The following is a 12,264-nucleotide window of genomic DNA, read 5'->3' as shown; positions in this document are numbered from 1 at the left end:
TGCCAGCTACGCGTCGATCCTTATGTGAATGATTTCAGCTTCGTCGGGAACTCCAAGTCATTGGGGTCAGAGAAAATATAACTCTGGTGAAGGATCAAATCGCGCGACCCGTCTACGGACAGAGCCGACAAAACTATATTTGGTGTTGCGACACACTTTAAAAATGGCGGATCGCCGCGACTGAAAAAAAGATTGCCCAATTTGGAGGCAGAGCAAACAACGAAGGCAACTATGCTTGGCCCAGGTTTTTTAGAATTGGACAGTCGGGACGGTGGTCTCCGGCACATTCATCGATTAAGTGAGACAACGTTTCATGCATGGCCTTCAGATCGGCAATCTTATCGTCGATCTCTTTCAAGTTCTGTTTGGCTATTTCTTTGACGTCTGCGCTCGCGCGTTCTTTGTCCTCGTACAACGCCAGCAGTGAACGGCAATCCTCAATGGTAAAGCCCAATGAACGGGCCCGTCCGATGAAGGCCAGTTTGTGCAGTTCCTTTTCGTCGAAATGGCGATACCCGTTCAGGCCGCGCCTGGGTTTGATGAAACCGATATCCTCGTAATAGCGGATGGTTTTGGCAGGCAGACCCGAACGTTCTGCTACATCTCCGATATTCACAGCGGCTCTCCTATACTATTCAGCAGGCGCTGATTGCAGCGCCCGCTCTTCATTCTGCGAAATCTGCTCTCGCCCAACTTTGATCGCCTTCACCCAGCGCAACCGCAGCGCGTTGGTCAGGACAAATACACTGGACAGCGCCATGGCACCTGCAGCCAAAACCGGCGACAGCAACGGGCCGCCAAACGGATAGAGCACCCCCGCTGCAACCGGTATGAGCAGCGTGTTGTAGCTGAAAGCCCAGAACAGGTTTTGGCGGATGTTACGCATGGTGCGCTGACTAATATCGAAGGCGTTGACCACGCCTGTCAGGTCGCCTGACATCAGAACGACATCAGCCGCTTCGATGGCGATGTCAGTTCCTGTCCCGATCGCAATTCCTACGTCAGACGCCGCAAGCGCGGGTGCATCGTTGATGCCATCACCCACAAACGCCAGTTTTCCGCCATTTGAACGCAAATCCTGCAACGCGGATACTTTACCTTCGGGCAGAACCTCGGCCACGACATGATCGATGCCAAGCTGCGCCGCAATGAATTTGGCAGTAGCGGCATTGTCGCCTGTGATCATCGCTACATTCAGGCCCAGCCCGTGCAATGCCTCAATTGCGTCTGGCGTGGTGGTTTTGATTGGGTCAGCCACAGCGATTACGGCCGCGATAATCCCGTCTACGGCAGCATAAAGCGGAGTCTTTCCGTTGATTGCCAGTTCAGCGCCCCGATCAGACAGCGCGCCCATTTCTACCCCTTCGCGACTCATCAGGCGGTCGGCCCCGATCAGGATTGTATGGCCTTCGACTGAGGCGCTAACCCCGTAGCCGGTGATCGACGTGAAGTCTTCTGGCTTGGGAAGCTCCAGACCATGGGTTTCAGCCGCGCGCACGATGGCCGTGGCGATCGGATGTTCGGATGTGACCTCAACGGCAGCAACAAGGCGCAGAACTTCAGCCTCGGTCATTCCTTCGGCCACAATCAGGTCGGTCAGCTCCGGACGCCCTTCGGTCAAGGTTCCTGTCTTGTCCACCGCAACAACGGTGGTTTCCTGCAGCATTTGCAAGGCGTCGCCCTTACGGAACAGGACACCCATCTCAGCCGCGCGTCCGGTGCCAACCATGATCGAGGTTGGAGTAGCCAACCCCATGGCGCATGGGCATGCAATGATCAGCACCGCAACCCCGGCCACCAACGCCAGGCTGAGCGCGGGATCGGGCCCGAACAACAGCCAAACCAGAACCGTCATCACGGCCACAATGATCACTACCGGCACAAACCAAAGCGTGATGCGATCGACCAGGCCTTGAATAGGCAGTTTGGCCCCCTGGGCTTGTTCGACCATCTGGATTATCTGGGCCAACATAGTGTCGGAACCGATCTTTTCGGCCTGGTAGGTCAACGCACCAGTGCCATTTACGGTTCCTCCAACCACAGTAGCGCCTTCGGTCTTTTCGACCGGAACCGGCTCACCAGTAATCATGCTTTCATCGACATATGACGCGCCAGTCACTACGGCACCATCCACCGCGATCTTTTCGCCCGGTCGGACGTGAACAATATCCCCTACAGTGATCTGCTCAATCGGAAGCTCAACAACCGATCCGTCGCGTTCAACTCGTGCTGTTTTTGCCTGCAGACCGACCAGTTTTCGGATCGCTTCACCAGTTCGACCCTTGGCGCGCGCCTCAAGGAACCGCCCAAGCAATATGAGAACCACGATCACCGCTGCGGCCTCGTAGTAGACATTTGCGGTTCCGGCCGGAAGAACACCCGGTGCAAAGGTCGAGATAAGCGAGAACCCATAGGCCGCCGAAGTGCCCAGAGCCACCAGAGAATTCATGTCCGGCGCGCCTTTGAACAAGGAAGGGAATCCCTTGGTATAGAACTGCAAACCCGGCCCAAAAAGAACGATCGTGGTCAGAAGGAATTGCAGGTAATAGCTGTTCTGGATGCCGATCGTGCTCGCTATCAGGTGGTGCATGCCCGGAATAACATGCGAGCCCATTTCAAGAATGAATACCGGCAAAGCGAGCAAAGCGGCAAAGCTTGTTCGCCGCGCCAAATGGCTGATCTCTGCCGCCTTGCGGTCTTGTGGTTCGGTCTGCGTCGCGGATCGCAGGCTTGCCGGATAGCCAGCAGATGTTGCTAGCGCCGCGATGGCTTCAGGCGTGGTGACATCCTCAGCATAGCGCACTGTTGCACTTTCAGCGGCCAGATTGACCGACGCGGACAATACGCCGTCGTCGGCCTCCAAGGCCCGTTCAACGCGTCCTACACAAGATGCGCAGGACATGTTTTGAATATCCAGCGTGACCTCTACGGTCCGAGCTGGATATCCAGCGCTGCTTAGCGCATCAGCAATGGCAGCTTTATCAGCCGGATTGCGAAAATCGACTTGAACGCTTTCGCTGGCGAGATTAACCGAAGCGGCATCTACCCCTGGCACAGATTTCAGAGCGCGCTCGACCCGCCCTACGCAGGAAGCACAGCTCATACCCTGAACCTGGAACCGCGCATGTGAATTTTCAGTCATATTGTCACCACAAGTAGTCTGCTGACCGGCAACATAAGGGTTCCAGCAAGTGGAAGGTCAAGTGATGAGGCTGACTTTCTTTCTCACCATCCATGACGACCCTAAATATCCCGGATATGAGCTGCGGGCACTGCAAGTCAGCTATCGAAAAAGCCGTTGCCACGGTGGATTCCTCCGCACAGTTGGACTTTGACATGGAAAACCGCAGGGTACGTGTCTTAAGCACCAATTCACTTGATCATATCCTTGCAGCGCTGAAGTCCGAGGGATACGAAGCCACGATCGCATGATAAACTTAGGAGCGCACATGCTGTCGCCCCCTTGGTTCTATCTTGCGTCTCTGACTGCCACGATTAACCGGGTCATTTCATCTTCGGTGATCAGACCCGGGGCAAGCGCATCTCCAATCACAAACGAAGGAGTGCCACTGAAGCCAAGCTGTCGGGCCAATTCCATGGACACCTGAATATGCGCGTCGACTTCCGGCGCCTCCATGTCTGCGCGCAATTGATCCTCGTCGAGGCCAAGTTCCCGAACAACTTTCAGGACACTGGCCTCAGTGGCACGACCGTTCAGAGCCATAAGCGCCCAATGAAATTCTTCATATTTTCCCTGATTACGTGAGGCAAGCGCGGCGCGTGCTGCGAAGTCGGAACCTTCTCCGAGTATGGGCCATTCTCGATAAACAACTCGTACATCGGGATCCCCTGCGATTACATTTTTCACGACCGGGGCCGCGCGTTTGCAATATGGGCAGTTATAGTCAAAAAACTCGACCACGGTTACATCGCCTTCCGGGTTTCCGATGACAGGCGCATTCGAATCCTGTTCAAGCAATTCACGCTGATTTTCTAAGACGTTTCCTATTGCTTCGGCTTTTGCCTGATCCTCGCGCTGTTGAAGCAATTGAATCGCCTGCATGATGATCTCAGGGTTTTCCAAAATGGCTTCGAGAGCCAGCCGTTTTACATCGGAGTCAGACAACTCGTCGGCGCGTGCCATAGGAATGCCAATCGACATGGCGATAGCGACTAAGCCTGCAAGTATTCGTTTCACATCAGTTTCCTTCCGTTTGTTCTGCTTCGGTGCGTTGCTCTTGCAGCTTGCGTTCCCGATCCGGCCAACTCTCTTTGATGAAGGCGAGGATGTCCCAGATATTCTGATCCGACCGAGTTTCTCCGAATCCCGGCATGCCGCTTTTGACGTCAGCAACACCCATCTGTTTCAAGGTTTGATCCCCGCCAAGCTTGGTATAGTCAAACAACAGCTTGTCGCCGTGACGCCAAGTGTGCCCTGTTCGGTCATGCGGGGGTGCCCGCAAGACGCCATCCGGATCAGGTGTTTGCCAATCCGGCTGACCCTCCAAATTTGCCCCGTGGCATGATGCACAGTTTTCGGCGTACAAAACTGCACCACGTGCCGAATCCGCCGACGCAATGTTCTGCGCACGCCCACTCAGGCCCCAGCCAGTGACCGCGACAATGATCATCACAGCAGCCAGTGACGCCCATTTCGCCGAACTCTTGTTCATCATGCCACGCTCAGCCAGGTCTTCATACCAGCGGCCTGATGCGACAGCATATGGCAATGAAACAGCCAATCCCCCGGGTTATCCGCAACGAACGCAATCTCCCGCTTTTCTATCCGGCCAACCAGGATTGTGTCCCGCAGCGGCCCTAGGTGGCCGTTTGGCAGAACTTCCTGGAAGTGCGTCCCATGCAAGTGCATTGCGTGCGGAAAGACGGTGTCGTTCTGCATCTGAATCCGGACGATGTCGCCACGCGAAACGGAAGCAAGCGGGTTTTCAGGTAACCCGGCGACACCGTTGAATGTCCAGATCTGCCCTTCCTGAACCAATTCATTGGTGCTCATGACCTGGCCGTTAAAAGTGCCTTGACGCAGTCCGCCCATCGCCCCGCCTTCCATCACTAATGGGATTGTCAAAGCGTCAGAAACATCCTCGAGAAAGGAAACAGGGTTGGGTGGCAGGGCTTCTATTGCACCGCGGTTTGCGGATGCACCGCTTCCCGAAACCGGGATTTCAGCAATGACAAACGATTCATCGCGTTCGTGAAGAGTTATTTGAACGGCTTCGTTCGATTCCGCTGTGACATCAACAATTAAGTCTGCTCGCTGTGCAGGCCCAAAAACAAGGGTTTCAAAATCCTCTGGCTGCCTTACAGGCATGCCATCATAAGCGACCAGTTTCCCGTTTGCGCCACCTACTGAGACATACATGATCCGATCAGTTGCCACGTTGACCATTCGAAGTCGCAAACGCTGGTTTGTCAGAACTTCTGTCATGGGCGATATGTGTGCGTGAACGTAGTTTCCCATTCGGCCTGCATGCGTCCAGTCATGCATCGCGCCGAAATCATCGACGATTTGGGCGTCCTGACCCAACCTCCAGTCATCCAGCAGGATCGTAATGTCATGATCCGTGTCCGGCGGGTCCATTTCGTCGACGATGAACGCGCCGTAAAGGCCCCTGGCCACTTGTTCCGTTGACTGGTTATGAGAGTGGTACCAGAAGGTTCCTGCATCCTTCAGAGGCAAGTCATACTGAAACTCGCCGCTTGTTGGTACAGCCTCCTGTGTAAGACCCGGCACCCCATCCATGTTGTTTGGAACCCGCAGTCCATGCCAATGGATTGCCGTAGGCTGAGGCAGTGAGTTCAGGAGTGTCCGGCGAACCGTTTCGCCCTGCCGGGCACGAATTTCGGGGCCCGGAACACCGCCATCATATCCCCATATCTCGGTTTCAGGATAGCTGTCGGGAGCAACACGTGCCAATCCTGAACGCGCCTCGATAATTTGGGGGGCGGTAGCCGCCCTCCCGATAACCGGCACTGCGAACAGTGCCGACGTGCCTGCAACGAATTGCCTGCGATTGAGCTTCATGAGGATTTCCCTCCAAAGAAAATTTGATCTCTCACTCGATTACCCCCCGTCGTGCACATCCAGCAAATAGGTCGCCATTGCCTTCCGGTCTTCGTCTGTCAGAAAGCTGGTGCCATAGTTTACGACCTCTCCCATGGCGCCGCCGAAGACATCGCCATCAGGCATGACGCCGGTGCGCAACGCGTAGGCCAAATCATCTACCGTCCAACCACGCTTTTGCAGGGTCTCAAAGTCGATGGCCGGTGCCTTGTCACCGCCCGGCAGGGAGGCACTTCCTTTGAAGTGTTCCGTGTCCGAATTTCTTGCGCCAGCCAGGTTCCTGCCGGTGTGGCAGGCCGCACAATGCGTGGCACCTTCGACCAGTAGCCGGCCCCGGTTCCACACTTCGTCATTGCCCGGCACAGGATCAGTGCGGGGTGGTTCCAGAAAAGCCGCGCGCCACAGCTTCAGGCCCCATCTCTGATTGAAGGGGAACGCCATTTCCTGTTCTTTTGACGGTTCCGCTACCGGTGGAACTGTTTGCCATGCGGCCCAGAGATCGGCGATGTCCTGATCTGTGAAGTTGGCATAGAACGGATAAGGAAAGGCTGGGTAATAGGGTTCTCCTTCAGGCGACACACCCTGACGCACCGCGCGGGCAAATTCCTCGGCCGTCCAATCACCGATCCCGTGGTCAGGATCTGTGGTCAGGTTCGGTGAATAGAGCGTGCCGAACGGGGTATCTAATTCCACCCCACCGGCCAAGGGTGCCCCCCCTTTTGCAAAATCTGTATGGCAAGCGATACAGCCACTTGCCCTTGCCAGATACGCCCCGCGGTTAACGTCACCTTGAATGTCGAGAGCTTGTAAGGGCTGGCCAATAGGCCAAGCCATCACGGCAACAAGTCCCGCTGACGCCGTTACGGCGGCAGCAAGGCCCAATCGGAATATCGGTCTCATGACGCATTCCTATTCCGACCGAAATTGCGTGTGACATGCCGAGCATGTCTGGCTCAGCATCATGAACACACCATCCGCCGGCATTTCAGACAGTTGTGCCTGATTTGGACTGCTGCCCATCATCCCGGCACCCATCATAGAACCGCCACCCATCATGGATGCGCCGCCCATCATGCCCGAACCATGGCCCAATCCGGACTCCATCAACCCGTTGTCCGCCGCAAGCGCAAGGCCTTCAGAGTAGGTTGCCAATTGGCTGGCCAATTCTGCAAAGGATCCCCAATCCTGCCAGATCTCCGATTTCGCCTCCGAGGGTTTACCATCAGATCCCTCTGGAAACAGTTTTGTCATGCTCTCACCAGCGTGACGCCCGATCTTCTCGGCTTCGCTTCGCACGGTTTCCGCATTGTAAGGCGTTTTCCCCTGCATCATCGGCGTAAGGATCTTCATGCTGTCCTTCATCGCGGACATACCGTCCATGCGTTCTTTGACGATGCCGGTTGCGCCACCATGCGCCAGGGCGGCTGCCGCAATCAGAGAAACCAGGGCAACGCTAGTGGTCATTTTTAGAATTTTCATTGTTTTGTCCTTGTGGTCTGCTTCGACGCGCCCGCGTTGGGCGCAATTCGACTGGTCAGATCAGGACACGCGGTGGCGGTGGGTCAAACGCCGTGATACCAAGAACCCGGTATTGGGCTCGCGGAATTGAAAGTCTTTTTTTCGCGCTAAGTGGAGAAGGCGGAGTCGGGCCGGACAAGAATAGTCCGACAGCACCGCAAATCATTCCGCCATGGCAATGCCCGGGATGACCCTGCTTGATATGCTCTACATCGATAGAGTCAGTTTGAGCACTCACATGATGAGAGCTGCCACCGTGCGCATGAGCAGAATCGGCCGTCACAAGCAGCCCGCCAATGGTCAGCACCAATGACAGGATGATGTAACGAATTGCACTGCCCATTCGGCTCGTCACCTTCAGAAAATCCCGTTTTCCTGCTGCAGCTCTCTGATATACGCCACGATGCCTTTCACATCTTCACGGGTCAAGCCATCGACCGGCGGCATATTGCCGAACTTCCAATGGTGTGCCCGAACTCCATTCTGGACCGCGACAAAAAATGACTCGTCCGAATGGTGGCTTGGTTCATAGATTTTATGCACCAAAGGCGGTGCAAGACCTTCCAGACCAGTTGCATTAACGCCATGGCACGCCGCACATTTGGCGTCGAATGCCACTTTGCCAACGGCCGCAAATTCGCTCAGCTTGTCCGGCAGATTAACGTTTTCGATTGGGTCTCCTGGCTCCAGTGCTGACGTATCGGACGGCGTCATCGAGTGACCTGTTGGTCGCTGATTAAAGTTGAAGACGAACGCGGCGGCGCCTGCGATCACTACTCCGCATATCAAGAGTGTAAGTTTATCCATCTCTGTTCTTCATATGTCATATGATTGCCAGTTTTTAGGTTCAACGCGCGCAAAAAAATCGGCCTGACCAAGGTCAGATCAGTTTTACCTGAGTGCCCACAGTGGCCAGTTCGAACAATTCCGCAATCTGCTCGTTGTACAAGCCGATACAGCCGTTGGAGGACCTTCTCCCGATCTTGCGCGTGTCGTTGGTGCCGTGGATGCGGTAGTATTGCCAGCTTAAATAGAGCGCATGTGTCCCCAGAGGATTCTTAGGACCCGGGCCTACGTAATCAGGCCAAGCTGGGTTGCGCTTTTTCATTGATGGCGTCGGTCGCCAGGATGGCCCTTCGACCTTTCGAATAACTTTGGTGTAGCCCAGCCTTGTCAGGTCTCCTGTAAGAGGCACACTGGTTGGATACATCCGATAGACGCTTTCGTCCTCCGACCAATATTGCAGCACTTTTGACTGTGTATCAGAGAGGATCACCCCGTTCTTGAGTGTATCGAAGTGGTCTTGCCATTTAGCAACACGGAAAGACGACACGTTACGGCGCGTCCCCTCAGTTGCCGTTGATTGGGCCCAAACGGCCGGTGCTGGAAAAAGCGTCGTCGCAGCAAACGCGGCAATCACTCCGCGTCGCGTAACAACCTGTCTTTCCTTGGTCTGCTTCATGCCTGCCATCCCAAACGATCTTTTTGTGTTTCGCGACTCAAAGTGCTCGTATGCCCGGTTCCCGCGCTGGAAGGTCAACAAGCAACAGGCTTTGCGTAAGGGATATTTCGTCTTGATTGTCGTTGCCGTCGGCACAGAAACTTTGTTTTCTAAGGTGGCTTCACATCATCAAGTCATTGTGAAAAATAACTTTTCTTCGGCATAACCCCGTGTTGCTTTGAGAAAAACTTGGCTTTTTTTGTATCGGCCGATCACAAAAAAGCAACGCTAACAATCGCTTAGATCTTGGTGAATTGATGTGATAGCCCGTCGATGCGATGGTAATCAGTACTACAAATAATAGTCACAATGGGCCAAGCAACATGTCGTCCAAGAAAGCTGTACAAACACTAGCCGCACTTTGGTTCGTCGGCGCCTGCACCGAAACGACGGCGATTTCTTCAGATAGCAAGGCCGGAACGCTTTCCCGAGTTCCGGAGGCGGTTGCCCAGATCGCGGCACCGGGTCAGGACTTGAATGCCGTTAAAATTATGCCTGAGGACGGTTGCTATTGGTATCGCTACGTTGGGCCAGTTGAAACGACCTTCCTGCCACTCAGAACGATCGAGGGGCGCCCAATCTGTACACGTGCCTGACAATCGCCTGTCAGTTGGTTGAGGTCAGAAGCCGCTCGGGAGGGTAGAGATGAGCCGTGGACCCTGGCCTTACACGATCATAAAGCCCGATGATATGCGGCATGGCCATCCTTACGCAGCCGGAACTTGCGCGACCTCCGATAGATCTTGGGTAAGGTGTTCCGTGTATTCGCAAATACGTATCGCGACCACCTTCGTACAAATAAAACGCCCTTGATCCCAATGGGTTTGTCGGCCCGCCGGGTACACCATTCGCGAATTGTGCGTATTCATAAGGGTCGCGTTCAATCATTTCGGCGGTAGGTGTCCAACGCGGCCATTTGGCCTTTCGCTTGATTGTATAGACTCCTGGCTCGTAAAGATTACCTCGGGCAATGGCTACGCCGTAACGCATTGCCGTGCCGCCGTCTTCGATGAAGTACAAGTACCGCGCCACAGCATCCACATGTATGTCACCCGGAACCAGCGCTCGGTTGGTTTGTACACGCTGAGGCAGGAAACGCTGGTTTAGACCCCAAGGATTGGATGTTGCGGGATCAAAATTGGGCGGCGTTACCCTTGCGTCCCATTCCGACCATTGCGAAGAAGTGGATGCGGCTACAGAGGAAGAAAGTGCAGGCTGCGCAAGCATCGCCAAAGAAGTTGCAAGTAAGTGTCTTCTGTTCAACATTTATCTCGTCAACCCCTAATACAAAGACTCATTGCTGAGTGCGGCGGTCTCTGAGGTTTTCAAGTTCTAAGAAAATTGTCCAATCATTTATCTTATTTGAAAAAAATTACCGACCAACTGGTACTTTTTATCAACGGTAGGCGTGAATCCACCAACGGCGAATGTTGCAACGCCTGCGCGAGCTTTGACCTGCGTCAAAGCAAAGGTATCCGGATTGCTACTAGGTTGGTTTGCACATGGAACAGAACTGTTGGATCAAGCACCCGCGCAGAGCGGCATTCTTGGCCATAGTGATTGCATTGTCAGGGTGCACGGGCAGGCACCACCAAGGCAATTGGCATGGCCATGGCTTAGAAGGTTGCTATGGACCTCACCACGACGTTGATCGCGAGGTCCATTGCCGAACGCTCGAGTGAACTTGAGCCATACGCGACGCAACTCACAAAACGTTTGGCGACCAGTGTTATTTGGATTGAGATTCAGATCTTGTATCGAAACTGCCCGTTTGATGCTTAGTCCGGCAACATTGAAAACTTTGGCCCTGGCACAATATCTTTGTAGTCCCATGAGGAAGCGGAGAAGAGACCAATGAAACGACGCGAATTTTTACTAGCGGGTACAGCAGCAGTGTTGGCCACTCCTTCCGTCGGACAAGAAGCCCCACTCATCAAAGTCTACAAGACGCCAACCTGCGGCTGTTGTTCCGCGTGGGTAGATCACCTGATTTCCGTAGGATTTCGCGCCGATACGCTAGACATGGAACAGGAGCAGCTGTGGTCGCTTAAAGAACAAATGAAAATCTCAGATGAGCTTTCCAGTTGCCACACTGCAATTATTGGGGACTATTTTGTCGAAGGGCATGTCCCGGCAGAAGACATCTATCGACTTTTGTCCGAACATCCTGAAGGCCTCGGCCTGACAGTTCCAGGCATGCCAATGGGTTCACCCGGCATGGATTTTTCAGACGAACGAGAACCCTATGAAACCTTGCTCGTTGGTCTGGATGGGACGACGAGGGTGTTTGCTCGACACAGCTGAGAGATTGGATAAAGGGCAATCAGACTTCCTAGATCCGTGCTCAGCATCGGATTGCGCTGATTTCAAAAGGATTCAGCGGCAACCGTTGTGTTTTTTCCACATGGCTGGGTCGTGGCCTTCGGGCACATTGGAGCATGGGTCGTTCGCATACCCTCTTAGAATGCTGTATTGCTGGATTTGATCTGCGCTCAACAGCGGTGTTGTTTGCTGGTGCCGGGACAGATGAACCAGTCGTAATTCGGCCCTGGCCGTTTCTGCCGCTTTAACAAGTTTGTTTAACTCGGCTAAGTCAAGCTGGTCACCGGCAAACGCTTCGCTCAACGCCGCTTCGGCCTCAATAAACCGCTCGCCTGCGACGATTGCCTGTTTGCGCATTTCTGAATAGATCGCGCCAATTCTTTCCACCTGATCCTTCGAAAGTCCAAGTTCATCTTGCAATTCGAGCAAGTGTGCTGGGCCTGGTCTGCCATTTAGCTCCGCAGGTAAGGCAAAACCCCAACCTCCGCCGCGCCGCAGCTCTTCTCAATCGGTCTCAGATAAGCTCTTGATGATCCTTGATTGCAGACCGGCGTAGGGCGTGGCTTCTGCGTCGTGGGTGTGGCTTTGAGCATATGCTACTTGAGAGCACTGGATCGTACAAAGCGTCGCTACGATTAGAAACTTAGGTAAAAACTTAATCATGAAATCTCCTTGCCGCTCATCAAAAAATGTCTTCTTTCACACAGTATTTTAGCCCGAATACTAGTAATTGCATCGTGCTCGTTTGGTTGCCGATTCAACCGATCGCCGCAACACACTCTTCGAACTTCTCTGCCGGTGAGAAGTAATTCAAGGTCATTCTCGGCCTTTCATTGAGTTC

The 12,264-nt window shown here is 54.0% G+C and carries 14 protein-coding genes; 3 read left to right on the top strand and 11 right to left on the bottom strand.

Annotation, left to right across the window (positions count from 1 at the left end; all coding sequences use genetic code 11):
- Nucleotides 1-229: 229 nt before the first annotated feature.
- Nucleotides 230-616 (bottom strand): Cu(I)-responsive transcriptional regulator, encoded by a 387-nt coding sequence (gene cueR / locus ACR0KN_RS04885; RefSeq protein ID WP_170474413.1) that lies wholly within the window; start codon nt 614-616, stop codon nt 230-232.
- Between the two features lie 15 nt (nt 617-631).
- Nucleotides 632-3,142, bottom strand: a complete 2,511-nt coding sequence (locus ACR0KN_RS04880; protein ID WP_480651805.1) for a heavy metal translocating P-type ATPase — start codon at nt 3,140-3,142, stop codon at nt 632-634.
- 92 nt (nt 3,143-3,234) lie between these two features.
- On the opposite strand from ACR0KN_RS04880, the gene ACR0KN_RS04875 reads away from it, so the two are divergent.
- Nucleotides 3,235-3,432, top strand: a complete 198-nt coding sequence (locus ACR0KN_RS04875; RefSeq protein ID WP_170417905.1) for a heavy-metal-associated domain-containing protein — start codon at nt 3,235-3,237, stop codon at nt 3,430-3,432.
- Nucleotides 3,433-3,469: 37 nt separating this feature from the next.
- On the opposite strand, the gene ACR0KN_RS04870 is transcribed toward ACR0KN_RS04875, so the two are convergent.
- From ACR0KN_RS04870 to ACR0KN_RS04840, 7 genes are all read right to left on the bottom strand, one after another.
- Nucleotides 3,470-4,198: a DsbA family protein gene (locus ACR0KN_RS04870; protein ID WP_480651803.1), complete on the bottom strand. Its 729-nt coding sequence runs from the start codon at nt 4,196-4,198 to the stop codon at nt 3,470-3,472.
- 1 nt (nt 4,199) lies between these two features.
- Nucleotides 4,200-4,673, bottom strand: a complete 474-nt coding sequence (locus ACR0KN_RS04865; RefSeq protein ID WP_480651801.1) for a c-type cytochrome — start codon at nt 4,671-4,673, stop codon at nt 4,200-4,202.
- Entirely contained in the window at nt 4,673-6,043 is a 1,371-nt protein-coding gene (locus ACR0KN_RS04860; RefSeq protein WP_480651799.1) for a multicopper oxidase family protein, read from the bottom strand. The genes ACR0KN_RS04865 and ACR0KN_RS04860 overlap by 1 nt, the downstream gene beginning before the upstream one ends.
- 39 nt (nt 6,044-6,082) lie before the next feature.
- The gene (locus ACR0KN_RS04855; RefSeq protein WP_480651797.1) at nt 6,083-6,982 is read right to left on the bottom strand and encodes a c-type cytochrome; all 900 of its coding nucleotides are present in this window, start codon (nt 6,980-6,982) and stop codon (nt 6,083-6,085) included.
- 9 nt (nt 6,983-6,991) lie between these two features.
- Nucleotides 6,992-7,561 carry a cytochrome c gene (locus ACR0KN_RS04850; RefSeq protein WP_170746289.1) on the bottom strand — a complete coding sequence of 190 codons (570 nt, stop codon included), beginning with the start codon at nt 7,559-7,561 and terminating at the stop codon, nt 6,992-6,994.
- A gap of 396 nt (nt 7,562-7,957) precedes the next feature.
- Nucleotides 7,958-8,407 carry a c-type cytochrome gene (locus ACR0KN_RS04845; RefSeq protein ID WP_260024788.1) on the bottom strand — a complete coding sequence of 150 codons (450 nt, stop codon included), beginning with the start codon at nt 8,405-8,407 and terminating at the stop codon, nt 7,958-7,960.
- Nucleotides 8,408-8,480: 73 nt separating this feature from the next.
- Nucleotides 8,481-9,071, bottom strand: coding sequence for a L,D-transpeptidase (locus ACR0KN_RS04840; RefSeq protein WP_480651794.1), 591 nt, complete (start codon nt 9,069-9,071; stop codon nt 8,481-8,483).
- A 353-nt stretch (nt 9,072-9,424) separates the two neighbouring features.
- Here ACR0KN_RS04840 and ACR0KN_RS04835 point away from each other — a divergent pair, with 353 nt between their 5' ends.
- Nucleotides 9,425-9,697, top strand: coding sequence for a hypothetical protein (locus tag ACR0KN_RS04835; RefSeq protein WP_170746295.1), 273 nt, complete (start codon nt 9,425-9,427; stop codon nt 9,695-9,697).
- 10 nt (nt 9,698-9,707) lie between these two features.
- Here ACR0KN_RS04835 and ACR0KN_RS04830 read toward each other — a convergent pair whose 3' ends face one another.
- The gene (locus ACR0KN_RS04830) at nt 9,708-10,367 is read right to left on the bottom strand and encodes a L,D-transpeptidase (RefSeq protein WP_480651792.1); all 660 of its coding nucleotides are present in this window, start codon (nt 10,365-10,367) and stop codon (nt 9,708-9,710) included.
- A 588-nt stretch (nt 10,368-10,955) separates the two neighbouring features.
- Between ACR0KN_RS04830 and ACR0KN_RS04825 the strand changes: the two genes are divergently transcribed.
- Nucleotides 10,956-11,405 (top strand): DUF411 domain-containing protein, encoded by a 450-nt coding sequence (locus ACR0KN_RS04825; protein ID WP_480651790.1) that lies wholly within the window; start codon nt 10,956-10,958, stop codon nt 11,403-11,405.
- A 72-nt stretch (nt 11,406-11,477) separates the two neighbouring features.
- Here ACR0KN_RS04825 and ACR0KN_RS04820 read toward each other — a convergent pair whose 3' ends face one another.
- Entirely contained in the window at nt 11,478-11,780 is a 303-nt protein-coding gene (locus ACR0KN_RS04820; protein ID WP_480651788.1) for a hypothetical protein, read from the bottom strand.
- Nucleotides 11,781-12,264: the final 484 nt, after the last annotated feature.

It is taken from the genome of Ruegeria sp. AP7 (assembly GCF_056539905.1).
This window is presented reverse-complemented; position numbering and strand designations above follow the sequence as displayed.